The 25,547-nt window shown below is 73.0% G+C and carries 26 protein-coding genes; 8 read left to right on the top strand and 18 right to left on the bottom strand.

Translation table 11 applies throughout. The features are described from left to right. The 4 genes from AB0O00_RS08415 to AB0O00_RS08400 form a co-directional block, all read right to left on the bottom strand. On the bottom strand, positions 1-470 hold a 470-nt coding region (locus AB0O00_RS08415), incomplete at its 3' end, for a hypothetical protein (protein WP_363649455.1). An 80-nt stretch (positions 471-550) separates the two neighbouring features. After that, on the bottom strand, positions 551-1,558 hold the full coding sequence (locus AB0O00_RS08410; RefSeq protein ID WP_363649459.1) for a TolB-like translocation protein: 1,008 nt from the start codon (positions 1,556-1,558) through the stop codon (positions 551-553). Positions 1,559-1,638: 80 nt separating this feature from the next. Further along, positions 1,639-2,949, bottom strand: coding sequence for an MFS transporter (locus tag AB0O00_RS08405; protein ID WP_363649453.1), 1,311 nt, complete (start codon positions 2,947-2,949; stop codon positions 1,639-1,641). A gap of 5 nt (positions 2,950-2,954) precedes the next feature. Beyond that, positions 2,955-3,860 carry an alkaline phosphatase family protein gene (locus tag AB0O00_RS08400; protein ID WP_363649451.1) on the bottom strand — a complete coding sequence of 302 codons (906 nt, stop codon included), beginning with the start codon at positions 3,858-3,860 and terminating at the stop codon, positions 2,955-2,957. Positions 3,861-4,144: 284 nt separating this feature from the next. Here AB0O00_RS08400 and AB0O00_RS08395 point away from each other — a divergent pair, with 284 nt between their 5' ends. Beyond that, positions 4,145-5,371: a cobalamin biosynthesis protein gene (locus AB0O00_RS08395; protein WP_363649449.1), complete on the top strand. Its 1,227-nt coding sequence runs from the start codon at positions 4,145-4,147 to the stop codon at positions 5,369-5,371. Further along, positions 5,368-6,420 carry an Rv2231c family pyridoxal phosphate-dependent protein CobC gene (cobC, locus tag AB0O00_RS08390; protein WP_363649447.1) on the top strand — a complete coding sequence of 351 codons (1,053 nt, stop codon included), beginning with the start codon at positions 5,368-5,370 and terminating at the stop codon, positions 6,418-6,420. Before AB0O00_RS08395 ends, cobC begins: the two co-directional genes overlap by 4 nt. A 27-nt stretch (positions 6,421-6,447) precedes the next feature. On the opposite strand, the gene AB0O00_RS08385 is transcribed toward cobC, so the two are convergent. Together AB0O00_RS08385 and AB0O00_RS08380 are read right to left on the bottom strand one after the other, a co-directional pair. Beyond that, the gene (locus tag AB0O00_RS08385; protein ID WP_363649445.1) at positions 6,448-7,275 is read right to left on the bottom strand and encodes an MOSC N-terminal beta barrel domain-containing protein; all 828 of its coding nucleotides are present in this window, start codon (positions 7,273-7,275) and stop codon (positions 6,448-6,450) included. Next, complete coding sequence (locus AB0O00_RS08380; RefSeq protein ID WP_363649443.1) at positions 7,272-7,802, bottom strand: hypothetical protein; 531 nt, start codon at positions 7,800-7,802, stop codon at positions 7,272-7,274. The genes AB0O00_RS08385 and AB0O00_RS08380 overlap by 4 nt, the downstream gene beginning before the upstream one ends. Positions 7,803-7,933: 131 nt before the next feature. Here AB0O00_RS08380 and AB0O00_RS08375 point away from each other — a divergent pair, with 131 nt between their 5' ends. Next, a complete protein-coding gene (locus AB0O00_RS08375) occupies positions 7,934-10,825 on the top strand; it encodes a ricin-type beta-trefoil lectin domain protein (protein ID WP_363649441.1) in 2,892 nt (963 codons plus the stop codon). A gap of 30 nt (positions 10,826-10,855) precedes the next feature. On the opposite strand, the gene AB0O00_RS08370 is transcribed toward AB0O00_RS08375, so the two are convergent. The 5 genes from AB0O00_RS08370 to AB0O00_RS08350 form a co-directional block, all read right to left on the bottom strand. After that, positions 10,856-11,299 carry a cupin domain-containing protein gene (locus AB0O00_RS08370; protein ID WP_363649439.1) on the bottom strand — a complete coding sequence of 148 codons (444 nt, stop codon included), beginning with the start codon at positions 11,297-11,299 and terminating at the stop codon, positions 10,856-10,858. A gap of 89 nt (positions 11,300-11,388) precedes the next feature. Continuing rightward, positions 11,389-12,411 (bottom strand): glutamine synthetase, encoded by a 1,023-nt coding sequence (gene glnII / locus AB0O00_RS08365; RefSeq protein ID WP_363649437.1) that lies wholly within the window; start codon positions 12,409-12,411, stop codon positions 11,389-11,391. Between the two features lie 176 nt (positions 12,412-12,587). After that, positions 12,588-13,565, bottom strand: a complete 978-nt coding sequence (locus AB0O00_RS08360; protein ID WP_363649435.1) for an SCO1860 family LAETG-anchored protein — start codon at positions 13,563-13,565, stop codon at positions 12,588-12,590. 126 nt (positions 13,566-13,691) lie between these two features. Beyond that, positions 13,692-14,369, bottom strand: coding sequence for a uracil-DNA glycosylase (locus tag AB0O00_RS08355; RefSeq protein ID WP_363649432.1), 678 nt, complete (start codon positions 14,367-14,369; stop codon positions 13,692-13,694). Between the two features lie 58 nt (positions 14,370-14,427). After that, the gene (locus tag AB0O00_RS08350) at positions 14,428-15,519 is read right to left on the bottom strand and encodes an amidohydrolase family protein (RefSeq protein WP_363649430.1); all 1,092 of its coding nucleotides are present in this window, start codon (positions 15,517-15,519) and stop codon (positions 14,428-14,430) included. Positions 15,520-15,692: 173 nt separating this feature from the next. Here AB0O00_RS08350 and AB0O00_RS08345 point away from each other — a divergent pair, with 173 nt between their 5' ends. After that, complete coding sequence (locus tag AB0O00_RS08345; RefSeq protein WP_363649428.1) at positions 15,693-16,772, top strand: aminotransferase class V-fold PLP-dependent enzyme; 1,080 nt, start codon at positions 15,693-15,695, stop codon at positions 16,770-16,772. Between the two features lie 52 nt (positions 16,773-16,824). Here AB0O00_RS08345 and AB0O00_RS08340 read toward each other — a convergent pair whose 3' ends face one another. From AB0O00_RS08340 to AB0O00_RS08320, 5 genes are all read right to left on the bottom strand, one after another. Then, complete coding sequence (locus AB0O00_RS08340; RefSeq protein ID WP_363649426.1) at positions 16,825-18,399, bottom strand: APC family permease; 1,575 nt, start codon at positions 18,397-18,399, stop codon at positions 16,825-16,827. A gap of 193 nt (positions 18,400-18,592) precedes the next feature. Then, a complete protein-coding gene (locus AB0O00_RS08335; RefSeq protein WP_363649424.1) occupies positions 18,593-18,916 on the bottom strand; it encodes a DUF6087 family protein in 324 nt (107 codons plus the stop codon). Positions 18,917-18,961: 45 nt separating this feature from the next. Further along, positions 18,962-19,168: a hypothetical protein gene (locus tag AB0O00_RS08330; RefSeq protein ID WP_363649422.1), complete on the bottom strand. Its 207-nt coding sequence runs from the start codon at positions 19,166-19,168 to the stop codon at positions 18,962-18,964. Further along, positions 19,165-19,596, bottom strand: a complete 432-nt coding sequence (locus tag AB0O00_RS08325; protein WP_363649420.1) for a hypothetical protein — start codon at positions 19,594-19,596, stop codon at positions 19,165-19,167. Before AB0O00_RS08325 ends, AB0O00_RS08330 begins: the two co-directional genes overlap by 4 nt. Next, positions 19,593-19,802 carry a hypothetical protein gene (locus tag AB0O00_RS08320; protein WP_363649418.1) on the bottom strand — a complete coding sequence of 70 codons (210 nt, stop codon included), beginning with the start codon at positions 19,800-19,802 and terminating at the stop codon, positions 19,593-19,595. The genes AB0O00_RS08325 and AB0O00_RS08320 overlap by 4 nt, the downstream gene beginning before the upstream one ends. On the opposite strand from AB0O00_RS08320, the gene AB0O00_RS08315 reads away from it, so the two are divergent. Then, a complete protein-coding gene (locus AB0O00_RS08315) occupies positions 19,791-20,198 on the top strand; it encodes a hypothetical protein (RefSeq protein ID WP_363649416.1) in 408 nt (135 codons plus the stop codon). The two genes, AB0O00_RS08320 and AB0O00_RS08315, sit on opposite strands and share 12 nt — an antisense overlap. Next, positions 20,195-20,731: a GNAT family N-acetyltransferase gene (locus tag AB0O00_RS08310; protein WP_363649414.1), complete on the top strand. Its 537-nt coding sequence runs from the start codon at positions 20,195-20,197 to the stop codon at positions 20,729-20,731. Before AB0O00_RS08315 ends, AB0O00_RS08310 begins: the two co-directional genes overlap by 4 nt. Positions 20,732-20,739: 8 nt before the next feature. Here AB0O00_RS08310 and AB0O00_RS08305 read toward each other — a convergent pair whose 3' ends face one another. After that, entirely contained in the window at positions 20,740-21,318 is a 579-nt protein-coding gene (locus AB0O00_RS08305) for a hypothetical protein (protein ID WP_363649412.1), read from the bottom strand. A 188-nt stretch (positions 21,319-21,506) separates the two neighbouring features. Here AB0O00_RS08305 and AB0O00_RS08300 point away from each other — a divergent pair, with 188 nt between their 5' ends. Next, positions 21,507-23,096 carry a TauD/TfdA family dioxygenase gene (locus tag AB0O00_RS08300; protein ID WP_363649410.1) on the top strand — a complete coding sequence of 530 codons (1,590 nt, stop codon included), beginning with the start codon at positions 21,507-21,509 and terminating at the stop codon, positions 23,094-23,096. 42 nt (positions 23,097-23,138) lie between these two features. On the opposite strand, the gene AB0O00_RS08295 is transcribed toward AB0O00_RS08300, so the two are convergent. Next, positions 23,139-23,918, bottom strand: coding sequence for a GntR family transcriptional regulator (locus AB0O00_RS08295; RefSeq protein WP_363649457.1), 780 nt, complete (start codon positions 23,916-23,918; stop codon positions 23,139-23,141). Positions 23,919-24,246: 328 nt separating this feature from the next. Here AB0O00_RS08295 and AB0O00_RS08290 point away from each other — a divergent pair, with 328 nt between their 5' ends. After that, positions 24,247-25,416, top strand: coding sequence for an ABC transporter substrate-binding protein (locus tag AB0O00_RS08290; protein WP_363649408.1), 1,170 nt, complete (start codon positions 24,247-24,249; stop codon positions 25,414-25,416). Positions 25,417-25,547: the final 131 nt, after the last annotated feature.

Raw genomic sequence — 25,547 nt, 5'->3', positions numbered from 1 at the left:
GCCGACGCGGGCGACGCCTCCGGCAGCTCCGGGGCCGCCGTCGGTTCGTTGCCGCCGAGGGCCGTGGAGAGGTCGGGCGGGAGTGGCGCGGCGGGGCCGGGGTCCGGGAGGTCGTAGGCGCGCAGGAAGTCGGCCAGGCCGACGTCCTTGCCGCCCGCGACGCGGTAGTGCAGGTACGCGACGGCGGACCCGTCGGGCGCATGGGTGTAGACGGAGCCGACGGGGACGAAGGCCCGGCCCGCACCCGGGTGCTGGGAGGGGTGGAGGCCGGCCAGGCGTTCGGCGCGGTCGCGGTCGGTCTCGCGGCCGCCGCCGCCCAGGGTGAGCGTGTTGACGCCCCGGACGAGCAGGGCCGCCGCGACGGACACGAACAGCACCAGGCTCACGGCGACGGTGCGGCGCAGCACCGGGCGGCCGTGCAGGGCCGGCCAGGAGTCGGTGACCACGCGCTCGGGTGGGATTCCGTCCACCGTTGTCGCTCCCCCGTTCGATCAGGCCGTCACCGTGCTCGACGAGGGACTGTACTCGAGAGTTCCGCTCCCCCGGACGGTCACCCCACGTAGGCGGGGGCGACCGCCGCCTGGGTGACCCGCCGGGCGGCGCCGGTGCCGTCGGCCGGGACGCTCCACAGGTCGGCGCCGTAGTCGCCGGGGAGGGCGTACAGGAGGGTGCCGGTGTCGGTCCACACGGCCTGGTCGTCGATGTTGCGCTGCTCGGCGGTGGCGGTCTCGGTCATGGTGGCGAGGTCGAGGACGTAGAGCCGCCAGGGCGAGTCGGCGGGCAGGCCGGGGACGCGCTTCTTGTAGGCGACGCGGGTGCCGTCCGGGGAGAGCGAGGGGCACTCGACGTCGTCGTGGAGGGTGGTGAGGGTGCGGGCGGTGAGGTCGCCGCGGACGAGGTGGGTGGTTCCGCCGGAGGCGAGGGTCGCGTAGAAGGTGTCGTCGTCGGCGAAGGTGACGCCCCAGATGTTGATGTCGTGCGCCCGGAACGGCCGGCCGTCCTTGATGACGTCGAAGGTCTCCAGGTTCTCGCGGAGGTTCCAATCGCGGACATCGACGATCGAGGTGCGGGTGGAGAAGTCGGTGCCGGCGTAGGAGTCGCCGCTGACGAAGACGGTCCAGGCGGCGAAGTGGCCGGATGGCGAGACGCGGGCGCGGGTGGGGATACCGGCGGCGGGGAAGGAGCGCTGCTCCTTGAGGTGGTCGTCGAGGACGACGGCGCGGTAGGTGTCCTCAAGGGCGCCGTGCTCGGCCTGGAGGCAGATGCCGGTGCCGGCTGCGGCGTGGAAGCGCAGGCACTTGACGCCGGAGGCGGTGCGCGGGCCGTCGGCGCGGTCGGCCGGGACGGTGGTGAGCTCGTCGCGGTGCGGGCCCCACGCCATGTTGCGGAAGACGAGCTGCCGGCCGGCGGAGGTGGCCTGGAGGGACACCGGCCCGGGCGCGACGGCCGGGCCGCCGGTCTGGGCCCGGTCGTGGCGGGCGGTGCGGTCGGCGGCGAACAGGACGGCGCCGGTGCCGACCGAGCCGAGGAGCAGGACGGCGACCACCAGGATGAGCACCCTGGTCCGGTTCTTGAGGCCCCGGTGGGGCTGATCCGCGAACGGCTCGTCCTCGGAAGACCGGTTCTGGAGGGGCTGGTTCACGAGGACCTCTCACGGGCGGGTTCGCGGAGCACGACGGCCGCGCCGGCGACGCACAGGGCGAGCGCCCCCGCCGACCACGCGAGCGCGGTGGTGCCGCCGGTCGCGCTCCACAGCGCGCCGAACAGCAGCGAGCAGGCGAACCGGGCGAGCGCCTGCCCGGTGCCGACGAGGGCGAGGCCGGCGCCGCGCTGCTCGGCGGGCACGGCGTCGGCCGCGGCGGCGGCGAGCACGCCGTCGGTGGCGGCGTAGAAGGAGCCGTGCAGGACGAGGACGCAGATCACCGCGGGCAGTCCGCGCAGCGGCGAGAGCAGCAGCCCGTACGCGAGGAGCAGCAGCCCGTGCCCGGCGAGGAACAGCGTGCGGCGGCCGATCCGGTCGGCGAGCAGGCCCATGGGAACGGCGAGCAGGAGGAAGGCGGCGGCGGTGCCGAGCGGCAGCAGCGGGAACAGGTTGATGGACAGGCCGAGGCGGCGCTGGACGAGCAGGTAGACGAACGAGTCGCTGACGGTGGTCAGTCCGAGCAGGACGGCGCAGACGGTGAGCCGACGGAGCCCGGGCAGCCGCAGCAGCCGGAGGCCGTCGCGCAGGGAGGGGGCGGCGCCCGCAGGCGCGTCGCCGGTGAGCCGGTTCGGCACGAACAGCAGCAGCACCAGCACGCCCAGCGCCGCGACGCACGCGCTGACGGTGAACACCGCGTCGTAGCCGTGCCGTTCGCCGCCGTCCGCGAGCATTGGGCCGCCGGCGAGGCGGAGGACCAGGAACGCGGTGAGGGGCCCGAGCAGCGCGCCCGCCGTGTCCATCGCGCGGTGCACGCCGAACGCCCGGCCGCGGTGGGCGGGGTCGGTGGCGAGCGAGATCATCGCGTCGCGCGGGGCGGTGCGCAGGCCCTTGCCGGTGCGGTCGACGGCGATGACGGCGCCGATCAGGGGCACGGTGTGGGCGAACAGCAGCAGCGGCTTGCACAGCGCGGAGAGGCCGTAGCCGACGGCCGCGACGGCCTTGTGCCGGGCCGCGCCGTCGGCGCCGCGCCGGTCGGCGAGGTGGCCGCCGGCGAGGCGGACGAGCGCGCTGAAGCCGTTCTGGATGCCGTCCAGCAGCCCGAAGCCGAGCGGCGAGAGGCCGAGCCCGGTCAGCAGGTAGAGCGGGAGGACGGCGCTGACCATCTCCGAGGAGACGTCGGTGACCAGGCTGACGGTGCCGAGGGCGAGGACGGCCCCCGGCACGGCGCGCAGGGCGGCGCCCCGCCGCCCCGGCGCGTCGGCCGGGGCGGCGGGAGCCTTCGAGCTGCGGGATTCCGCGACGTACACGGGCGTCAGTTCCAGATGCCGGTGATGTCGTTCGCGCTCGCGGAGTTGCCGGCGTGCGCGTTGACGCCCGCCAGGTCCTCCAGGGTGTGCAGCACGTCGTAGTGGTTGTAGCTGGTGGAGGTGCTGCTGCCCGGGGCGACGTGCGCGCCGTAGAGCACGGTGGGGATGCGGTTGCCGGAGAGCTTGTTGTCCTCGTCGAAGGTCATGACGAGCAGGCTGTTGTGGCTCTTGGCCCAGTCCGCGTAGGCGGCGAGGTTGGTCTGGATCCAGGAGTCGCCGGTGCCGACCGAACAGTCGTGCATGTCGTTGCAGAGGTCCGGGACGACGAACGACACCTTGGGCAGGGTGGTGAAGTCCGCCGGGAAGGCGTCCATGCCGTACGCGCTGGAGGTCGGGACGTTGCCGAAGCCGAACCAGGGGTTGTGCTTCTGCGCGTAGTTGTCGACGCGGCAGTCGGTGGCGCCGACGGCGGGGATGCCCTCGTTGTAGCTGGCGAACGTCTGGCCGGCGGCCAGCAGTTCGGAGCCCAGGTTGGGCGCCTGCATGGTGCCGACGTCGACGCAGCTGTCGTCGGTGATGCCCTGGGTGCTGCCCGAGAACAGCATGTAGTAGTTGGGCTGGCTGGGGTGGGTGAGTGCGTAGGACTGGGTCAGCGTCGCGCCGCCGGCCACGAGGGTGTTGTTGATGTAGGGCGCGTTGGAGCTGCCGATCACCTGCGAGTAGGCGTGGTTCTCCATGACGACGACCACGATGTGGTCGGGCGCCGGCAGGGCGGCGACGGTGTCGGCCGCGGCGTCGCCGGTCGCGGCCCACAGGCCGAGCGAGCCGGCCGAGAGGCCGAGGGCGGCGGCGAGGGCGGTCAGGGTGCGGCGGCGAGGAGTGCCGGGCGTGCGGAGTCGTGCGAAGGCCATGGGGGTCCTCCGGGCGTTGAATGTGCTTCGGGCTTGATGGGGGTTGAGCGCCGAAAACAGTAGGATCGCCGCGGTGTCGTGTACCGCACAAGACAAATGAAGAACAGACGAACAGCTGCCGCCCCCGCGCGGACCGCCCCGCCGACGTCACAGCCGCCGGCGATTGACCCATTCCGGCCGGGCGTGGTGGGATCACCTGGGCTTTTGGCCGTGGGGCGGGGCCGGACGGGGTCGACTCGAAGTCGGGTCAAATCCCGGTCAAGGGGCGAGCTGAGGAGCGGGACGTGATCGGGCTGGTCGCCGTCAACGGGGCGGTGCGGGCGCTCGCCGCCGAACTGCACGCCGCCTGGCCGGACAGCAGCAAGGTCTACCGGGCCTCGGTCGGCAACTGCTTCGGCCCGCCCGAGGCGGTCCAACTGGCGCTCCACGAGTGCGAGTTCGTGATCTGCGTCGCACCCCTCCCGGGGACCGTCCGCCTGCTCGACTACGCGGGCCCCACGAGCACCAGGGACAAGGGCCTGCTCTGCGTGGACCCCCTGCGCCGGTACGTGATCCCGGTGAGCAGCGACCCCGCCACCGCGGAGCTGGCCTGGGAGGTCGCGGCCGTCCTCGGTGTCCAGCCGGTGTTCACGAACCGCCGGGACCCGCGCGAGACCGCGCTCGCCGAGCTGACCCGGCAGGCCCTCCTCGGCCCCGGGGCCGCGGCCGGCGTCCCCACGGCGGCCCCCACGGAAGAACCGGTCCTGCGGATCCCCGACCCGCAGGACCCGGACGACCCCGACAGCGACCTCACGGTGCTCCCCCGCACGCTCGTCCTCGGCATCGGCGCGGGCAGCGCCACCGAGCACACCGAGGTGATGCGGCTGCTCATGGACGTCCTGCGGGAGACCGGACTGTCCCGCCAGTCGATCTCCCGCCTCGCCACCGTCGCCGGCAAGGGCGACCACCCCGCCGTCAACTGGGCCCACTGGTGCCTCGGCCGGCCACCGGTGGACGAGCACCCGGCGGACGCGCTCGCCGCCGTCCCGGTGCCGAACCCCTCCGCCGCGGTCGGCGCCGCCGTCGGCACCGCGAGCGTCGCCGAGGCGGCGGCACTGGCGAGCGCGCCGGGCGGCGAACTCGTCGTCGCCAAGCGGAAGTCGGCCCACGCGACGATCGCGATCGCCCGTACGGCGCTGCGCGGACGGCTGACGCTGGTCGGCCTCGGCCCCGGGCCGCACGACCTGCTCGTGCCGCGTGCGCTGGAGACGCTGCGGAGCGTCTCCGCGGTGGTGGGCCCGCCGGACGCGATCGCCGCGGCGGCCGGGCTGCTGCGCCCCGCCACCCGGCGGATCGCGACGGAGGACAGCGCCGGCGCGGCCGCCACCCTGGCCTCGCACGGCCACGCCGTGGCCCTCGTGGCCCTCGGCGACGGCGCCGCGCTGAGCGTGCCGCCAGGCCCGTACGACGTCCTCCGCGTTCCCGGCCTGCCCGCCGGCCCCCCGGCAGTACCCGAAGGAGCCCCCGCGTGAGCCCCGCCGAACCCGACCTCCGCCACCACGGCGACGCCGAGGTGCGCGCCGACGGGCTCGGCCTGGTCGACCTCGCCGTCAACGTCCGCACCGGCACTCCCCCGCCCTGGCTGCGCGAGCGCCTCGCCGCCACGCTCGGCGACCTGGCCGCCTACCCGGACCAGACGACCGCGCGGGCGGCCGTCGCCGCGCGGCACGGGCGACCGGTCGGCGAGGTGCTGCTCACCTCCGGCGCCGCCGAGGCGTTCGTCCTGCTCGCACGCGTGCTGACGCCACGTCACATCACCGTCGTCCACCCGCAGTTCACCGAGCCCGAGGCGGCCCTGCGCGACGCCGGGCACGAGGTACACCGGGCACTGCTGTCGCCCGAGGACGGCTTCCGGCTCACCGCGGGCGCCGTCCCCGAGGAGGCCGACCTCGTCGTCCTCGGCAACCCGACCAACCCGACCTCCGTCCTGCACCCCGCCGACGCCGTCGCCGCCCTGGCCCGCCCCGGGCGCACCCTCGTGGTGGACGAGGCGTTCATGGACACCGTGCCCGGCGAGCGCGAGTCCCTCGCCGCCATCCGGGACCTGCCCGGCCGGGTGGTCGTGCTGCGCAGCCTCACCAAGACCTGGGGCCTGGCCGGACTGCGGATCGGCTACGTGCTCGGGCCCGCGCCGCTGATCGCCGAGCTCGGCGCGGCGCAGCCGCTCTGGCCGGTCTCCACCCCGGCGCTGGCCGCCGCTGAGGCGTGCAGCACGCCAGCGGCGCTGGCCGAGGCGGAGGAGGCGGCGGCCGAACTCGCCCTGTGGCGCGCGAACCTGCTGAAGGGGCTGGCCGGTTTCCCGTCCGTCCGGGTGCACGGGGACCCGGCCGCGTCGTTCGTCCTGGTCCGGCTGCCCGGCGCCGCCGCCGTCCGGGAGCGGCTGCGGGCGCACGGCTTCGCCGTCCGGCGCGGGGACACCTTCCCGGGGCTGGGCGAGGAGTGGCTGCGGATCGCCGTCCGGGACGAGCCGACGACCGACCGCTTCCTGGACGCGCTCGCGGCCGTGCTCGGCGAGGCCTGACCGAACACGGCGCGGAGGAGGCCCGCCTCACCGCAGCGTGACGACGTCCCCCACCGCGATCCGCCCCGGCGCCAGCACCTGCGCGTACACGCCCGCACAGGGCAGCTCCGGCATGCCCTCCAGCGGCACCCGCCGGTTCTCGGCGGCGAGCACCCGCAGGGCGTCCGCGCTGCGCGGCAGCGGGCCGTGCCGCAGCGTCGGCACGGCGCAGCGCGGGGTCGGCACCAGGACGCGCAGGCGCAGGCTCAGCCCGATGCCCAACTCCCGCCCCACCCAGGCGTTCTCGACGTAGCCGGTGCCGCGGGTGCGGATCACGGCGTTCGGCCGGTAGCGCTCGGCCTCCCCTCCCGAGGCGGCGAGCGTCGAGGTCGTCAGCAGGTGCAGCGGCGCGAAGTCGAAGAACGTCCCGTCCGGCGCGGCCCGGCCCAGCTCGTTGACGGTGAAGGCGACCTCCTCGTCGATCCCGCGGGCCAGCACCTCCTCCGGCACGGCCCGCTCGATCGTCGCCCCGGCCGGGCGTTCGGCGACCAGCGTCACCTTCCGGCCGAGCGCCTCCGACAGCCCGGCCTCGTCCACGTCCCGCCCGTCCGGGCCGGTGATCGCCACTGTGCCGTCCGCCCCGGTCCCGGCCGTGAAGGCGAGCAGGCCGGCCCAGAGCCGCGGGTGCTTGGCGCTGGCGATCCGGCCCGTCCCGACGTCGCGCAGGGCGCGGACCCGGTCGCCCGCGAGGCCGCGCCCGGTGACCTCCGCGCTCGGCAACTCCTCGCCCAGCAGCGACTTCACCGGGTACCGGCGCAGGCGCTCCACCGTGCCGACGACCGTCCCCGCGCCGTCCGCGCCGTTGCGCCCGCTCACTCCTCGTCCTCGGCCCACTCCCGGAGCGCCGCGAAGTGCAGCTCCCCGAGCCCCGCCCGGGGGTCGACCCACAGCGGCAGGGCCGGGCCGGGGTGGTGGGCGGCGATCCACTCGATGTCCTGCGGCCCGAGCTCGTCGTCCAGCCAGACGAACGGGCGGCCGTCCGCCCAGGCGACGAGGTCCCTGGTCTTCCAGTGCAGGCCGTCCGGGTCCTCGCGGAAGACCTCCGTCCAGCGGATGTACGGGAGTTCGGGCAGGCCGATGCGCGGGCCTATGAAGGTGTTCGCCTCGTCCATCCACGTGGTGGCCCACACCAGCTCGTACGGCAGGGACAGCAGCTCGGGCCCGTGCAGCGGGTTGAGCCACACCCGCAGCGGCTCGACCTCCTCGCCCGGCGCGGGCCGCCGGCGGGCCACCCAGGAGTCGGGCAGGACGTGGTGGGTGTCGTAGCCGTCCGGGCGCTGCTCCCCGGGCGCGGCGTAGGGGTTGAGGGGTCCGTCGACGTCGATGAGCAGAAGGGGCGTCATACCTGTTCATCCTGACCGCCGACGGCCGGGTTGACTACCGGGTTTCCGGTCCCGGGGTGCTAGCGTCGCGGCGGTCCCGAAACAACCTCCCGGGGCCTCCATCGGACAGAGCGTAAGGTCGGCAGACTCCGTTGATTTCCATACCGAGAGCGGCACAGCGTCCGCTCGCCCCGCGCGGCCGGCGCGCCCTCGGCGCCGCCGTGGCCACCGTGCTGGCCGGCACGGCCTTCGGGTTCGCCCCGGCCTCGGCCGCCACCCCCGCGCCGGGCTCGCTGCAGGAGCAGTTCCGGGCCGCGGCCGCCGAGTTCCAGGTGCCGGAGGGCGTCCTGCTCGCGCTCTCCTTCCAGGAGACGCGCTGGGACTCCCACCAGGGTGCGCCGAGCACCACCGGCAACTACAACGTCATGGGCCTGACCCAGGTCGACGTCGCCGCCGTCCGCGCGGCGCTGGCCGCCGGTCCCGGGCCCGACACGGCCGACGGCCGCGGTGACGACGCCCCGCCGCGGCCGGTCTCCGGCACGCCCACCGCGCCCGCCGTCGAGGACGGCCCCGAGCTGCACACCCTCGACGCGGCGGCGGCGCTGATCCACCGTCCGGCGGACGACCTCAAGCGTGACACCGCGCAGAGCGTCCGCGGCGGTGCGGCGCTGCTGGCCGAGTACCAGAAGGAGTCGCTGAAGCAGAGCGGACGGGCCGCCTCGGCGGACCCGAGCGCCTGGTACCAGGCGGTGGCCAGGTTCAGCCGCTCCGGTGACGCGGGCGCGGCGAACCCGTTCGCCGACCGGGTGTTCGACACGCTGCGCAAGGGCGTCTCGCGGCAGACCGCCGAGGGCGAGACCGTCACCCTCGCGCCGGTCCGGGTCCTGAACGTCCCGTCCACGGCGGCCCGGTCCGGCGCGGCGGCCCCGGCGGCCCCGCGGACGGCGACCCGCGCCGCGTTCGTCACGACGGCGGCCGACACCACTGCGGCTGCCACCACCACGGCCACCCCCGCCGCGGCGACCGCCGACGGCACCATCGAGTGCCCGGCCTCCCTCGGCTGCGACTTCCAGCCCGCCGCGTACGCGCTCACCAACGCGAGCGACCCGACGTCCTTCGGCAACTACACCAAGGCCAACCGCCCGGACGACGGCGACCGGATCCAGTACATCGTCATCCACGACACCGAGGGCGGCTTCACCGGCTCGATCGCGGCGTTCCAGAACCCGAGCAACCAGGCCAGCGCCCACTACATGGTGCGCTCGTCGGACGGTCACGTCACCCAGCTGGTCAACACCAACAACGTGGCCTGGCACGCCGGCAACAAGACCGTCAACATGCACAGCATCGGCGTCGAGCACGAGGGCTACGCCTTCCCGACCGACCGCCCGACCTGGTACTCCGAGCAGCTCTACCAGTCGTCGGCCACGCTGGTCGGCTACCTGGCGAACCGGTTCGGCATCCCGCTCGACCGCCAGCACATCATCGGCCACGACGACGTCCCCGGCCCGCTCCAGGCGAACGTCGCCGGCATGCACTGGGACCCGGGCACGTTCTGGGACTGGTCGCACTACATGGACCTGCTCGGCGCCGGGCTCAAGACGGGCATCGGCGGCCAGCTGACGGTCGGCGGCAAGGTCACCATCACCCCGGCCTTCGACGCCACCAACCAGCCCCCGGTGAGCGGCACCACCGACCGCCCGGAGAACTTCGTCTACCTGCGCACCAGCCCGGACCCGAGCGCCGCGCTGCTGAACGGCGGCTCCACCAACGCCTCCGACTGGAGCGACAAGGCCGTCACCGGCGCCTCCTACGTCGTCGCCGACCTGAGCGGCGACTGGACGGCCATCTGGTACGGCGGCCAGAAGGCCTGGTTCTACAACCCCGGCGGGCAGAGCGCGACGGCCGACAACCGGCCCGGCCAGACCCTGCTGACCCCGAAGTCCGGCGCCGCCTCCATCCCGGTGTACGGGCGCAGCTACCCCGAGGCCTCCGCCTACCTCCCGTACCCCGCGATCACCGCGCAGACCGTCGCCCCGCTGAACGCCACCGTCCCGGCCGGGCAGTCCTACGTCTCGGCGAGCGCGACCCCGGTGCAGTCCGACTACTACTACGGGCAGAACATCGACGGCAGCGCCCCCAACGACCGCACCCTGGTGGTCGGTTGTGACACCTACTACCCGATCCGCTACAACCACCGGCTGGCCTTCCTGAAGGCCTCCGACGTGGCGGGCGCCCCGGCCGCCGGGCCGTGCACCCAGCCGCCCACGCCGAGCGCGGGCGTGCTGCGCGGGGCGGGCTCCGGCCGCTGCCTGGACGTGCCGTTCGCGAACCAGACCAACGGCACCCGCCCGGACATCTGGGACTGCAACGGCGGCGGCAACCAGCAGTGGACCTACACCGCGGCCGGCCAGGTGACCGCCTTCGGCGGCGCCAAGTGCCTGGACGCCTTCAACAACCAGACGGCGCCCGGCACGGCGATAGACATCTGGGACTGCAACGGCGGCGCCAACCAGCAGTGGCGGCTCAACGCCGACGGCACCGTCACCGGTCTCCAGTCCGGCCTGTGCATCGACATACCGCGGGCCGCCACCGCCAACGGCACCGGCATCGCCCTGTGGACCTGCTCCGGCGCGTCCAACCAGCAGTGGTCCCGCACCGGCGCGCTGCTCGGCGCCCAGTCGGGCCGCTGCCTGGACCTGCCCTACGCGAGCCAGGCCAACGGCACCCAGCCCGACCTGTGGGACTGCAACGGCGGCACCAACCAGCAGTGGACGTACTCGCCCGCCGGCCAGCTGACCGTCTACGGCGGCACCAAGTGCCTGGACGCGTACGGCGGCCAGACCGCCCCCGGCACCGCCGTCGAGATCTACGACTGCAACGGCGGCGCGAACCAGCTGTGGCGCCTCAACGCCGACGGCACCGTGGTCGGCGTCCAGTCCGGCCTGTGCATCGACGTCACCCGCGGCGGCACCGCCAACGGCACCGCCGTCTCGCTCTGGACGTGCAACGGCGCCGCCAACCAGAAGTGGAACCTGGCCTGACGCACCGACCGGTCGTCCGTGTGCCGGCGCCTACCCGGGCCGGTACACGGACAGCTCCGGCAGGTTGACCACGATCGCCTCCTGCGTCGAGCGGGCGATCACGATCACCGCGTCCTCGTCCGGGCTCGGGTTCTCCTCGCGGTGCGGCAGGAACGGCGGCACGAAGACGTAGTCGCCCGGCCCGGTGCGGATGTGCCGCTCCCCGCCGTCCTCCCCGAGGAAGACGAACTCGGGCCGCCCGCTCACCACGTAGATCGCCGACTCGGAGTCGCCGTGGTGGTGGTTGCCGGAGGAGACGCCGGGTGCGACGTGCGACTGGCCCATCCAGAGCCGCTCGGCGCCGACCCTGGCGCCGCTGATCGCGGCCAGCCGGCGCATCCCCGCACTCTGGGTGGTCGCGTCGTCGAGGCTGCCCGCGGGAACGTGGTGGACCTTCGCCGCGGCCGGCAGATCGGGGTGGAAGGCATCGGTCACACCACCAGTATCGTCCCGGACGCCAACGGCCGCAGGCCCTTCCCCGTGGTGGGGAAGGGCCTGCGGCCGTACGTGCGCTGGGGGCCCGATCAGACCTGGCCGGCCTTCTCCAGGGCCTCGCAGCAGGTGTTGATCAGCAGGCGGGTGACGACGTAGGGGTCGACGTTCGCGTTCGGGCGGCGGTCCTCGATGTAGCCCTTCTGCTCCACCTCGACCTGCCACGGGATGCGGACGGAGGCACCGCGGTTGGAGACGCCGTAGCTGTAGACGTTCCACGGGGCGGTCTCGTGCTTGCCGGTCAGACGGGACTGGATGTCGTCACCGTACTGGTTGACGTGCTCCAGGACCTTCTCCTGGGAGGCGCCGAGCGACTCGCAGGCGGTGATGATGGCCTCGTAGCCCTCGCGCATCGCCTTGGTGGAGAAGTTGGTGTGGGCGCCCGCGCCGTTCCAGTCGCCACGCGCCGGCTTGGCGTCCAGGGTGGCGTCGATGCCGAACTCCTCGGCGGTGCGGTAGAGCAGGTAGCGGGCGATCCACAGGTCGTCGGAGACGGTCAGGGCGTCCACCGGGCCGATCTGGAACTCCCACTGGCCGGGCATGACCTCGGCGTTGATGCCGCAGATCGCCAGGCCGGCGTCGATGCAGCGGTCGAGGTGCAGCTCGACGATCTCGCGGCCGAAGACCTCCTCGGCGCCGACGCCGCAGTAGTAGCCGCCCTGCGGGGCCGGGAAGCCGCCCTCGGGGAAGCCGAGCGGACGCGAGCCCTTGAAGAAGGTGTACTCCTGCTCGATGCCGAAGATCGACTCCTGGGCCGCGTACTTCTCGGCGACCTCGCGCAGCAGCGAGCGGGTGTTGGACTCGTGCGGGGCACCGTCGGTCTCCAGGACCTCGCACAGCACCAGGATGTTGTCACCACCGCGGATCGGGTCCTTGACGACCTTCACCGGCTCCAGCACGCGGTCGGACGCGTGGCCCTCGGCCTGGTTGGTCGACGAGCCGTCGAAGCCCCAGGTCGGGATCTTGTCGGCGTTCGCCAGCACGCGGGTCTTGGAGCGGAGCTTCGCGGTCGGCTTGGTGCCGTCGATCCAGATGTACTCGGCCTTGATTGCCACAGCGGTGTCCCTCGCATTGCTGGGTGGTGGGTGCCCGCGTAGCGTCGCAAGTCGCCGTTTCCCGGTTGTTCCTCTCGTGTAACGCGCATGTGAACCAACCGTCCGCGTTGACACGGTCACGGTGCGGGAGTGCCGGGGGTGGCACTCCCGCTTCCACGAGTGCCCCGGGTCCCCGGTCAGTGGCGGCGCGCGTGAGTGGCGCGGCGGCGTCGGGTGGCCCACACGGCCGCCGTCCCGCCCGCCAGGAGGGCGGCGGCCCCGGCCGCGAGCGGTCCGGTGGCGCTGCTGCCGCCGGACACGGCCAGGCCGGCGGCCGGCCGCGCGGAGGCGGCGTGCGCACCGGCGGCGCCCGTGGTGGTGTCGGCCGCCGGCTGGACGGTGGGCGCGCCGGTGGGCGCGTCCGTGGTGGGCGCCGGGGTCGGCGTGGCCGTGGCCGGGCCGGTCGGCGTGGCCGGCGGGGTCGGCTTCTCGCAGCTGACCGAGGCGACGGTGATCTTCCCGGTGACCTTGGCGACGTTCAGGTTCAGCGGGTTCACCGCCACCTGCACCTCCAGCGCCGAGGCGGCGGCCGTGGTCGAGGTCGTGGTGCGCTTGGAGAACTCCACCGAGACGCTGCCGACCAGCGGCACGTCCACCGTGGTCGGCGCGTACAGGCCGACGGTGACCGGCTTGCCGAGGACGGTGAGCTTCGCGGGCGCGACGACGTTCGCGGTCGGCTGCCCGTCGACCGGACACGTCGCCTCGGCGCTCATCGCCTCCAGGCCGAGCAGCGCGGTGGCCGGCAGCCCGGGGGCGTGCACGTCGGCGTTGACCAGCTGGACGGAGGCGGCCGTGCCCTTGGCGTCGGAGCGCGTCACCGACTTGCCGACGTCGGCCTTGACCAGCGTGACCGGGCCCTGCTGGTCGACCCCGTCGACCTTCGCGGTCAGCACCGAGCCTTCGCGCTGCGCGGGCGTCTCCACCTTGTTCAGCGCTATGTTCACCGGGACGTCCACCGCCTTGTTCAGCAGGCTGACGTCCAGCGCGAGCTCGGCGGTGACGGCGCGCGCCTTGCCGGGCGACGGGGTCGGCTCCGCCGCCTGGACCGACGGGACGGTGAGCATGGTGCAGACCACCGAGGCGGCGACTGCGGAAACGATTCGGCGAGATGACATGGCGGAACTCCCACGCGACTGAAACGATGAGCCGCCAGTCTTCTCAAACGATCCGTCACATGAGTCACACAGAACGTCATTTCACCCGTTGGAGTGAGATCGGCGCTCCGCGTCGACGTGAACCTGCTACGGCAGTCGCCAGTCCACCGGCTGCGCACCCTGGCGCGCCAGCAGGTCGTTGGCCCGGCTGAACGGCCGGGAGCCGAAGAAGCCCCCGTTCGCCGAGTACGGACTCGGGTGCGCCGACTCGATCGCCGGGACCTCGCCGAGCAGCGGCCGCAGGTTCCGGGCGTCGCGGCCCCACAGGATCGCCACCAGCGGGCCACCGCGCGCCACCAGCGCCCTTATCGCCTGCTCGGTGACCTCCTCCCAGCCCTTGCCGCGGTGCGCGGCGGGCTTGCGCGGCGCCGTCGTCAGCGCGCGGTTGAGCAGCAGGACGCCCTGCTGCGTCCACGGGGTGAGGTCGCCGTTGGACGGCTGCGGGAGGCCGAGGTCCGTCCCGTACTCCTGGAAGATGTTGATCAGGCTGGCCGGGATCGGCCGCACCTCGGGGCCGACCGAGAAGCTCAGCCCGACGGCGTGCCCGGGGGTCGGGTACGGGTCCTGCCCGACGATCAGCACCCGCACGTCGGCGAACGGCTGCTGGAACGCGCGCAGCACGTTCGGCCCGGAGGGCAGGTAGGTGCGGCCTGCGGCCAGCTCGGCGCGCAGGAAGTCGCCCATCGCGGCGACCTGGCCGGCGACGGGCGCCAGGGCGGTCGCCCAGCCGGGCTCGACGATCTCGTGAAGTGGACGCGGTGCCATGGTCGCCACCCTATCGGCCTACGCCGACAGCCCGTTCAGCGGATGATCATGGTGGCGCTCAGCCGACCGGGCGGCCGCGCAGCACCACCGTGCGGGGTGCGGCCAGCACCCGGACGTCGGCCCGCGGGTCCTCGTCGTACACCACGAGGTCCGCCGATGCGCCCTCCACCAGGCCGGGGCGCCCGAGCCACTCCCGCGCGCCCCAACTCGCCGCCGACAGCGCCTCGTTCGGGCTCAGACCGGCCTTGACCAGCTCGGCCACCTCGTCCGCCACCAGGCCGTGCGCGAGCGAGCCGCCCGCGTCCGTCCCGACGAAGATCGGGATCCCCGCGTCGTGCGCGGCGCCCACGGTGTCGTAGCGGCGCTCGTGCAGGCGGCGCATGTGCGCGGCCCAGGCCGGGAACTTGCCCTCGCCGCCGGCCGCCAGCTCGGGGAAGGTCGCGATGTTGACCAGCGTCGGGACGATCGCCACCCCGCGCTCGGCGAAGGCCGGGATCAGCTCCTCGGTCAGCCCGGTGGCGTGCTCGACGCAGTCGATGCCGGCCGCGAGGAGGTCCGGCAGCGACTCGGCCGCGAAGCAGTGCGCCGTCACGCGCGCGCCCTCCTCGTGCGCCGCCGCGATCGCCTCGGCCAGCGCGTCGCCGGGCCAGCAGGCGGTGAGGTCGCCGTGCTCGCGGTCGATCCAGTCGCCGACCAGCTTCACCCAGCCGTCCCCGCGCCGGGCCTCGGCCCGGACGTAGGCGGCGAGGTCGCCCGGCTCGATCTCGTGCGCGTAGTTGCGGATGTAGCGGCGGGTGCGGGCGATGTGCCGCCCGGCCCGGATGATCCGCGGCAGGTCCTCGCGCTCGTCGATCCAGCGGGTGTCGGCGGCCGAGCCGGCGTCGCGGATCAGCAGGGTGCCGGCGTCGCGGTCGGTGAGCGCCTGCTTCTCGCTGGTCTCGGCGTCGACGGCGCCGTGCGCGTCCAGGCCGACGTGGCAGTGCGCGTCGACCAGGCCGGGCAGCGCCCAGCCGGTGACGGTCCGGACGTCCGCGGCGCCGGTCGGGCGGGTGAAGCTCACCCGGCCGTCCACCACCCAGAGTTCGTCCCGGACGTCCTCCGGACCGACCAGCACCCGACCCCGGACGTGCAGCACCGCGCCATCGCTCATGGCCCGCACTCTACCGACGGGCGGGTTCCGTGTAAGCAGCGCGCATGCGGCAGACTCGTTCCCGTCCCGACGACCCGTACGCGAGAGGCCCCAGCCGTGAGCGAGCGAAGCGAGCGAACCATCAAGAGGCGCGTATGGACGAACGCCCCTGCCGAGCGAAGCGAGGCGGGCGCGTGAGCCCGTTCCTCGACCTCCCCCCGCTCAGCGCCGCCGGGTTCGCCGCGATCGAGGACCAGGTGGCCGCGCTGCTGCACACCTCCGCGGACGTGATCGTCACCCAGGGCGAGGCGCTGCTGCCCCTGGAGGCCGCGATCCGCGGCGCCGCGCACCCGGGCTCCACCGCGCTCAACATCGTCACCGGCCCGTACGGCCAGACCTTCGGCAACTGGCTGCGCTCGTGCGGCGCCGAGGTCGTCGACCTCGCGGTGCCCTTCGACAGCGCGGTGAGCGCCCAGCAGGTCGCCGAGGCGCTCGAAAGCCACCCGGAGATCGACTTCGTCTCCCTGGTCCACGCCGAGGCCGCCACCGGGAACACCAACCCGGTCGCCGAGATCGCCGCCGTGGTCCGCGAGCACGGCGCCCTGCTGATGCTCGACGCGGTCGCCTCAGTGGCCGCCGAGCCGCTGCTCACCGACGAGTGGGGCATCGACCTTTGCGTGATCGGCGGCCAGAAGGCGATGGGCGGCCCGGCCGGCGTCTCCGCCGTGTCCGTCTCCGAGCGGGCCTGGGAGCGCATCGCCGCCAACCCGGCCGCCCCGCGCCGCTCCTACCTGTCCCTGCTGGACTGGAAGGAGCGCTGGACGGACGCCGGGCGCACCACGCTGCCGCACGCCCCGGCCCAGTTGGAGATGCTCGCGCTCGGCGCCTGCCTGGACCGGATCGCCGCCGACGGCCTGCCCGCCGTGATCGCCCGCCACCGCGCCGCCTCCGCGGCCACCCGGGCGGGCGTCCGGGCACTCGGCACGCTGAGCCCGTACGTGCACCAGGACGCCCACGCGGCGCCGGTCGCCACCACCCTGCGCACCCCGGCCGGGCTGCACGCCGCCGAGCTCGCCGCCGCCCTCGACCCGGCGCTGCCGGTCCAGGCGGGCGGCGGGGCGCTGGCCGCATCCATGCTCCGGGTGAACCACTACGGCCCGGCGGCCTCGCTGGAGACCGTCCGCGCCTGCCTGACCGGCCTCGCGACGGCCACGAAGGCCGACGCCGACGCGGCCCTGGCGGCAGCCGAGGCGGCCTGGGACGCGACCGCCTAGGAACGCTGAACGGCCCCCGAATCGCTTCGGGGGCCGTTTCTCTCAGCTGCGCTCAGTGCCCGCCCGCGTCCACCACCTCGACGCCCCGGATGTTCCGCTCGATCTCCTCCTTCGGCAGCGCGACCGCCAGCGCCCAGTAGTAGATGAACAGCGCGAACACCACCACGACCGCGATGTCCCACCACAGCGGCAGGTTGCCCTTGGCCCCCACTCCGAAGGTGCCCTGCCAGGAGATGATCCCCATCCCGACCAGGTAGACCGGCAGCCACTGCCCCGCCTTGAAGTCCATCCGCGGCGCGTTCGGCACCCCCTGCGAGGCGGCGTACGCGGAGTACCCGCCGAGCAGCACGTACCCGATGATGATCGCCAGGCCCAGCCGCCACAGGGTGTCCCAGCCGGACCAGTAGATGACCAGGCTCGCCACCGCGAAGGCGATCGGCGAGATGATCGTGCCGCCGGGCAGGTGGTACGAACGCTCCATCTCCGGCAGCCGCTTGCGCAGCACGCCGAAGGCCAGCGGCGCGCCCGCGTACATCAGCACGACGGCCGAGGTGATGAAGCCGACCAGCTTCTGCCAGCTCGGGAACGGCAGGAAGCAGAGGACGCCGGCGACCCAGGCGATGATCAGGCCCAGCCAGGGCACCGAGTTGCGGTCGGTGTACTGCAGGGCGGGCGGCGCGTAGCCGTTGCGGCTCAGGCCGTAGGTGACCCGGGAGCTGGAGGTGATGTAGACCAGGCCGGTGCCGGCCGGCGAGATCACCGCGTCGATGAAGAGGATCGTTGCCAGCCAGCCGAGGCCGATCAGGGTGGCGAGGCCCGCGAACGGACCGCTGATGCCCGGGTAGTCGAGCTTGCCCCAGCCCCCGGCGAAGGTCGACGGCGGCAGGGCGCCGATGAACACCACCTGGAGCATCACGTAGACGACCGTGCCGATCACCACCGACCCGAGGACGGCCCGGGGGATGTCCCGGCGGGGGTTGCGGCTCTCCCCCGCCCACTGGATGGCCTGCTCGAAGCCGAGCAATGCGAAGATCACACCGCTGGTGCTGATCGCCGCGAGCACGCCCTTGGAACCGTCCGGCGCGAAGCCGCGCATGTTGAAGTTGGAGCCGTGGAACTCGGTGATCCCGAGCGCGAAGATCGCCAGGATCGGGACGGCGACCTTCCACACGGTGGCGACGCTGTTGGTGTGGGCGAGCAGTCGGACGCCGAGGAAGTTGATCGCGACGAACACGGCCATCAGTGCGGCCGCGACCACGAAGCCCGAGCCGGTGAGCGTCAGGTCCTTGTTCAGGAAGCCGTCCGCCCAGGTCCAGTGCCGGGCGTAGTTGATCATCGCCTGGACCTCGATCGGCGCGATGGTCGCGGCCTGCAGCCAGGTGAACCAGCCGAAGGACATCCCGGCGAAGCCGCCGAAGGCGTAGTGGGGGTAGCGGGCCGTACCGCCGGCGACCGGGAACAGCCCGCCCAGCTCGGCGTGGATCAGCGCCAGCAGGATGATCGCCACCGCGCCGATGCCCCAGGAGAGGAGGGCGGCGGGCCCGGCCGCCACGGCTGCCTTCTGGGCGCCGAACAGCCAGCCGGACCCGATGATCGCCCCGACCGAGGCCCAGAGCAGCCCGACCATCCCGACTTCTCGTTTGAGCCCGGTATGCCCTGACCCAGCCGGAGCCGTCGTCCTGGAATGAGCCATACCGGCCACCTCTCACCCGTCGGGACAAATCCACCCCGACAGTGCCGCAGCCCCACCCCTCCCCCGCCGTGCAACGCGCTGCGCCCCACTCCCCCTCACCCGAACAGCCGAGCCCGGGCCGGCGCCGTCAGCCACCCGGCGGCACCGGCCGACGGTGCCGGCCGGTGCCCTTCCGAAGCAACGCGACCGGCGTATCGTCCTGTGCCTCGATCAGCTCCCCGTCCCGCCGCATGATCAGCGGATACGCCTCCGAGAAGTCGGCCGCGACGGCCACCGGCCGCCAGGCACGCCCGTCCCACTCGACCACGAGCCGCTGGAGGTCCTGGAACGGATGCAGCTCCTGACGATCCTCGGGCATGAGCACCAGAGCATCCCGGGTTCCCGGCGCGCGGTACCGACCATCTCGTGCCGCGTACCACTCCGAGAGCGACTCATCGCCGGGAAAGACCACGCCCTGATCCTCCTGCTCGGCATCGCTCCGAGGTTAGCCCGTCCCCTACTTCGGTTCCTGGTTCAGCACCGAAAGCCGCTGAGCAGACCGGAGTCGCAACGCGGGCGGCTCCGATGGCTGCTTGGTCACCCACTCCACCAACACCGAACGCAGCTGCGCCGAGAGGTCCAGGAAGTCCCGTCCACTGAGGTCCGGCGGCATCGCGGCACGCAGCTGCTCGGATTCCTCACCGAGCTCCAGCAGTTTCTTCAAGGCCCAGTACACGGTGAGAAGTTGCCGGCCGGCGCGATGAAGACGTGATGACAGTCCCAGTGCCAGCCGAAACCCCTGGCCCCGCCGGCCGGTGTCAGATAAACGTTCCCGGTGACCGGGTGGCCGAGCTGGGTCGACAGGGCCTTGCAGAACGTCACCAGCGGCGGCCACGAGCGGTGGAGCCCGTTAAGGACCAAGGTGTCGGTGGGGTGATCGGCATCCGCGCGTTCTGCGGTCAGAACGCCATCGCGGACCATCCCGAAACCCCCCGGCCGCAGGTCCGGATCGGCCAGGATCTCGCGGGCCGCCTGGCGACCGGCGAGGCGTTGCAGGTCTACGGCGTCCCTGTCGTACACCGTCGGCGTGTCCGGCCACGCCCTGCGGAAGGTCTCCGGATCGGCGACGAGACGATGCAGCGAGGTCGTCATGGTGCAGCTCTCCTTGACTCGGCGTGGGATGCGGCCTTGAGCTTCCGCAGCTCACCCGGGGTCAGCTCGACCACGGTGTTCGCGTCGTTGATGTTGGCCACCGCGATCAGGCCGTTCGGCATCGCGGCGAGCGCCGCGCACTCCACCGTGTCGTCGAGGTGGGAGTCGCGGGCCACCGACCAGTTCAGGCCGCGTTGACCTGGCACGACCGGTCCGACAAGGACACCGACGCGCCCCCGTGGACGGCGTTCGCCGGCCAAGTCGAGGTCGACTACGCCACTGCCGCGTGGCACGTGGAGAACGGTCGCCCCGTCCACGCGATCCCGTTCCTGCGATCCGCCGTGGGCCGGCTCGGGCCGACGTACAGCCGGAATGCAGCGCTGTACCGGGCACGCCTGGCCGAGGTGCTCATGAAGGCCGGCGCGGTGGAAGAGGCGTGCGCGAGCGCCGACGCGGCTCAGGGCATGACCTCTGCCCGGCTGCTTGAGAGGCTACGAACCGTGGCGGCCTCTGCCGAGCTCATCGATTCGGCAGCGACACGGGATTTCGTAGAACAAATGCGGGAGTTCGGAGTGACGGCGAAGAAGGGAAAGGCGGCGTGACGGTGGTGGTCAGGGTTCTGGACGGAGCACAGACGGCACTCCTGGAGGAAAAGCTGAAGACCGTGTTCGCCGAGGCCTTCGCGGAACCGCCGTACGGCGAGGGCCCGCCCGACGTGGAGCGGGCGTTCCGGCGATTCCGTTCGCAGGTGCGGCGTCGGGGATTCCGTGCGGCGATCGCGTTCGAGAGCGAGACGGTGGTGGGCATGGCCTACGGCTACCCACTGGCCGCCAACACGGGCTGGTGGGACACCCTCACCGAGCCCGCGCCGGAGGAGCTGCGCCGCGAGGACGGGAAGCGGACCTTCGGCCTCTTCGAGCTGGCGGTGCGCCCCGCCTGGCGCAGGCGGGGCGTAGCCACCGAGTTGCACCGCGTCTTGGTGGACGGGCTTGAGAACCAACGCATGATGCTGAACAGCCGCCCGGAGGCGACGGCGGCGCAGGCCGCCTACCGGGCGTGGGGCTATCGGCGGGTGGGCGCGGCGATCCCGTGGGATGGCGCGGCCGAGCATGACGTCTTGGTTCTGGAGTTGTAACGCGGCATTCAGGAGGGCACCTCGGCGAGGGTGCGGAACTCGCGGGCATGCTGGGCGGCCTTGGTCACGTCCTGCGCCGTGCCCCGGGCGTACTCGCCGTAGATGCCGAGCATGTCGGCGTCGGCCCAGAGGCACAGCGCGCTCACCGTGGTGCCGTCGGGAACGAAGGAACCGCAATGCATCACGCCGCCGCGCTCGCCCGGGTCGGTGTCCGTGAAGCGGGCGCGTAGCTCCGGTTTGGGGAGTTCCCTGGCCATCAGGTCGTCGAGGGCCTTGGCCGGGTCGGTGGAGTGCTGCGGCATGGCACGGATGGTGATGTTGCGGACCTGATCGGCGCTGATGTAGCTGGTCCCCACGGCCGAGGCGGGCAGGTCGCCCTTGGTGACGCCGCTGCGGATGAGCTTCACGAAGGCGGAGTCCGGGACGTCGGGCAGGCCGTCGAACTCGTACGGCGGACGGTACTGCCAGGCCGCGGGGGTGATGGCGGCGGTCGGCGCCCGGGCGGGGGTGACGGGGCTGCTCGTGCAGGCGGCGGCCAGGGCGGCGAGGGCGGCCAGCGCGGCGGCTCTCGGAAGTCGATCATTCACCGGGGTATCCGAGCAGGTCTGGACCAGCGCGCGCAAGCGGCTTCGGCCGCGGCCTCCCGGCACAGTTCCCGCGGTGTTCACCGGGCGGGCACGCGGTGCTCATCGGGGGGCGGCAGGCTCCCGGGCGACGGGGTGAAGTTGGCTATACAACTCCGCACCATGGTTGCCGTCGAGGAGGAGATCCCGCCATGCCCGAGCTGCCGACGTACTGGCTGCGCGACAACTGCCCGTGTGCCGAGTGCCGCGATCCGCGCAGCGGGCAGAAGCTGTTCCAGATCAGCGACCTGCCGCCGGACCTCACGGTCGCCGCGCAGTGCGAGATGAACGGGAACCTGGAGGTGCTCTGGTCGGACGGCCACCGCTCCCGCTACCCGCTCGCCTGGCTGAGCAAGGAAGGCGACGGGGACGGGCGCACGGAGGCCGACAAGCGGCTCTGGGTCGCGGCGGACTTCGCGCGCGGGATTCCGGAGGCGGAGTGGGAGGCGTACCTGGCCGATCCCGCCGAACAGGCGGCCGTCCTCGCGGCCGTCCGGCGCAGCGGGTTCGCGGTGCTGCGCGACGTGCCGACCACGGAGGGAAAGGTGTGCGAGGTCGCCGGGAGCTTCGGGTACGTGCGCACCACCAACTACGGGGAGCTGTTCGACGTCCGCGTCGAGCCGGACCCGAACAACCTCGCCTTCACCAGCGTCGCCATCGCACCGCACACCGACAACCCGTACCGGGACCCGGTGCCGACCCTCCAGCTCCTCCACTGCCTGGAGAACTCCGCCACGGGCGGCGACTCGGGCCTCGTCGACGGGTTCATGGCCGCCGCCGTCCTGCGGGACGAGGCCCCCGAGGACTTCGCCGTCCTCACCCGCACTCCCGTCCCGTTCGTCTTCCGCGACCGCCGCACCGAGCTGCGCGCCGACCGTCCGCTGATCGACGTGGACGCCCTCGGCCGGATCCGCGAGGTCCGGTTCAACAACCGCTCGATCGGCACGCTGCGCGGCGGTGACCGGGACGCCTTCTACACCGCCTACCGCCGCTTCGCCGCCATCACGCTGCGCCCCGAGCTCCAGCTCACCTTCCGCCTGAGCCCCGGCGACTGCCTCGTCTTCGACAACACCCGCCTCCTGCACGCCCGTACGGCGTTCCAGCAGGACGGCCACCGCCACCTCCAGGGCTGCTACGCCGACCTCGACTCGCTCGCCTCCACGCTCGCCGTGCTGCACCGCCGCACCGCCGCCCTGGACGCGATCGCCGAGCTGTTCGCGGGCGAGGGCGCCGGGGAGTACCTGGGCGAGGCGGTCACGATGGCCGAGCACATGCTCCAGGCCGCCGCTGCCGCCGAGGCCGCCCAAGCACCGACGCACCTGATCGCCGCCGCGCTGCTGCACGACGTCGGCCATTTCTTTTATGAGCACAGCCACGGCACCTTGCACGGCCGCGACTTGATGCAGGGACAGGACAACCGGCACAGCGACAGCGGCGCCGAATGGCTGGCGCAGTGGTTCGGCCCCGAGGTCACCGAACCCGTCCGGCTGCACGTCGCCGCGAAGCGCTACCTGTGCGCGGTCGAGCCCGGCTACCGCGAGCAGCTGTCCGAGGCGTCCGAGTACACGCTCAAGGTGCAGGGCGGCCCGATGGACGACGCCCAGGCCGCCGCGTTCGCCGCACTCCCGGGCGCCGTCGACGCGGTGGCCGTCCGCCGCTGGGACGAGCAGGCGAAGGTCGCCGGTGCGTCCGTACCGGACTTCGAGCACTACCGCCCGCTGCTCGCCGCACTCATGAAGTAGCGGACGAAGAGAAAGGGGAGGACTCCCGGCCTCCCCTCCACCTCAGTCCAGTTCCCGCGCGTGCCGCGAAAGCGCCGACGTCGCAAGCGAGTTGTGCACGCTGAACGCCACCGTCCCGGGCAGGTAGCGGTCCTGGGACCACTCCACCGGCGTGCCGGTCGGGTCGGTCGTGCGCCGCCGCTCGCGCAGCAGCGGGCCGCCGCGGCGGCAGCCCAGCAGGCGGGCGTCCTCGGCGTTGGCCGCGACGATGTCGATGGTGTGGTCGGCGTCGCAGAACAGGATGCCGTGCTCGCGCAGCACCTCGGTGTGCGAGACGACGTCCGGCGGCAGCTCGGCCACGATCTCGCCGACGCGCGGCGGGTAGATCGTGCGCTCGACCATCACCGGCGTGCCGGACAGCGTCCGCAGGCGGACCGTCACGTACACCTCGGCGCCCGGCTCCAGCCGCAGTTGCTCGCGCTCGGCCGCGTCCGCCGGGCGGCGCACCAGCGAGTCCAGGATGCCGCCGGGCTCCTCGCCCATCGAGTACGCCCAGTGCGTGAAGCTGAGGAGCTCGGAGAAGCTCTGCACCCGCGCACCGCCGAGCACCACGCGCCGGGTGCCGCGCCGGGAGGTGACCAGTCCGTCGGAGCGGAGCACCGCCAGCGCCTGGCGGACCGTCCCGCGGGAGACCCCGTACTGCTCGGCCAGCGCACCCTCGGCCGGCAGCCGGCCCGCCTCGCCGAACGCACCGGTGGTGATGGCCTCGCGCAGATCGGCGGCCACCTTGCGGTACAGGGCGCCGGCAGCGCGCTCGGCGGGGCGCCCGGGCTCTACTGCCACGTCACTCAATTGACCCTCCAGGGCTGTGTCCTGCGCAGCCGTACCGGCGCGGACAGCCCGACCTTATCCCGCTGCGCCTTTCGAGCATCGCACCGGACGGATCACCCTCCGATGGCCGGATTCCACCGTTCCCGCAGCCGACCCCGGCTCTGAGCCGTCCGTTCACCTTCCCGTCACCGAACTCCGGCGTACTTACCTCCGTCAGCGAAGTTGGCTAGTCAACTCGGACGGCTCCGAACTCACCTCGGACAGCGCCGGACTCCGCCGCTCGCTCGATCCCCCGATCAAGACACCCGCTTGCGGTTCCCCCTTCTCAGGAGACTGACCCGTGTCCGTGCACCGCGCCCGCACCGCCGCCTTCGCGGCCGTCCTGACCGCCGCCGCGCTCTCCCTCACCGCCTGCGGTTCCGCCGGCTCCTCCTCCGCGAAGTCCGGTGGCGACGCCGCAGGCGGCAAGAGCGCCAAGACCGCCACCTCCGTCGCCGACTTCGGCGGTATGGACGCGCTGGTCGCCGCCGCCAAGAAGGAGGGCAAGCTCCACACCATCACGCTGCCGCGCGACTGGGCGAACTACGGCAAGCTGATGGACGACTTCAAGGCGAAGTACGGCATCGAGATCGAGGACGAGAACCCCGACGGTTCCAGCCAGGACGAGATCAACGCGATCACCTCCCGCAAGGGCCAGGACCGCGCCCCCGACGTCGTCGACCTGGGTGCCGCGTTCGCCACCTCCGGCGCCAAGCAGGGCCTGTTCGCCGCGTACAAGGTCACCGACTTCGCCAAGATCCCGGACGCCATGAAGGACGCCGACGGTCTGCGCTACAACGACTACGGCGGCTACGTCTCGATCGCGTGCGACGCCAAGAAGGTCGCGGCCTGCCCGAAGACCTTCGCCGACCTGCTGAAGCCCGAGTACAAGGGCATGGTCGCGCTCAACGGCAACCCGACCAAGGCGAACGCCGCGTACAGCGCCGTCATGGCCGCCTCCCTGGCCAACGGCGGTTCGCTGGACAACATCCAGCCCGGCATCGACTTCTTCGGCAAGCTGAAGCAGGCCGGCAACTTCAACCCGGTCGAGGTCACCCCGGCGACCATCGAGAAGGGCGAGACCCCGATCACCATCGACTGGTCCTACCTGAACGCCGGCTACGCCGAGAAGTTCAAGGACAAGGGCATCGACTGGCAGGTCAGCATCCCGTCCGACGGCATCTACGCCAACTTCTACAACCAGGCGATCAACAAGGACGCGCCGCACCCGGCCGCCGCCCGCCTGTGGGAGGAGTACCTCTACAGCGCCCAGGGCCAGAACGGCTTCCTCGGCGGCTACGCCACCCCGGCCCTGTTCGACGCCATGAAGGCCGCCGGCACCCTGGACACGGCCGCCGCCGCCAAGCTGCCGGCCGTCGAGAAGCCCTTCACCACCTTCCCGACCGAGGACCAGACCACGGCGGCCAAGAAGGTCGTGACCGAGAACTGGGCCAAGGCGATCGCGGGCTGACCTGAGATGACCACGGCTCCCACCCCGGTGCCGGCCACCGCCTCCGCCGCCCAGAGCGGCGGGGGCGCCCCCGGCCCCGCCTCCCCCACCACGGCCCCGGCCACCGCCACCACCACCACGGCCGCCGCGGC

Source organism: Kitasatospora sp. NPDC093558 (assembly GCF_040683475.1).
In the GTDB taxonomy this organism is placed as follows: domain Bacteria; phylum Actinomycetota; class Actinomycetes; order Streptomycetales; family Streptomycetaceae; genus Kitasatospora.
This window is presented reverse-complemented; position numbering and strand designations above follow the sequence as displayed.

What these genes read in the sequence shown, in the direction of transcription:
- AB0O00_RS08400 (WP_363649451.1), bottom strand. Translation starts at nt 3,860, where the DNA reads ATGGCCTTCGCACGACTCCGCACGCCCGGCACTCCTCGCCGCCGCACC.
- AB0O00_RS08380 (WP_363649443.1), bottom strand. Translation starts at nt 7,802, where the DNA reads ATGACGCCCCTTCTGCTCATCGACGTCGACGGACCCCTCAACCCCTAC.
- AB0O00_RS08360 (WP_363649435.1), bottom strand. Translation starts at nt 13,565, where the DNA reads ATGTCATCTCGCCGAATCGTTTCCGCAGTCGCCGCCTCGGTGGTCTGC.
- AB0O00_RS08355 (WP_363649432.1), bottom strand. Translation starts at nt 14,369, where the DNA reads ATGGCACCGCGTCCACTTCACGAGATCGTCGAGCCCGGCTGGGCGACC.
- AB0O00_RS08350 (WP_363649430.1), bottom strand. Translation starts at nt 15,519, where the DNA reads ATGAGCGATGGCGCGGTGCTGCACGTCCGGGGTCGGGTGCTGGTCGGT.
- AB0O00_RS08340 (WP_363649426.1), bottom strand. Translation starts at nt 18,399, where the DNA reads ATGGTCGGGCTGCTCTGGGCCTCGGTCGGGGCGATCATCGGGTCCGGC.
- AB0O00_RS08325 (WP_363649420.1), bottom strand. Translation starts at nt 19,596, where the DNA reads ATGACGACCTCGCTGCATCGTCTCGTCGCCGATCCGGAGACCTTCCGC.
- AB0O00_RS08300 (WP_363649410.1), top strand. Translation starts at nt 21,507, where the DNA reads ATGCCCGAGCTGCCGACGTACTGGCTGCGCGACAACTGCCCGTGTGCC.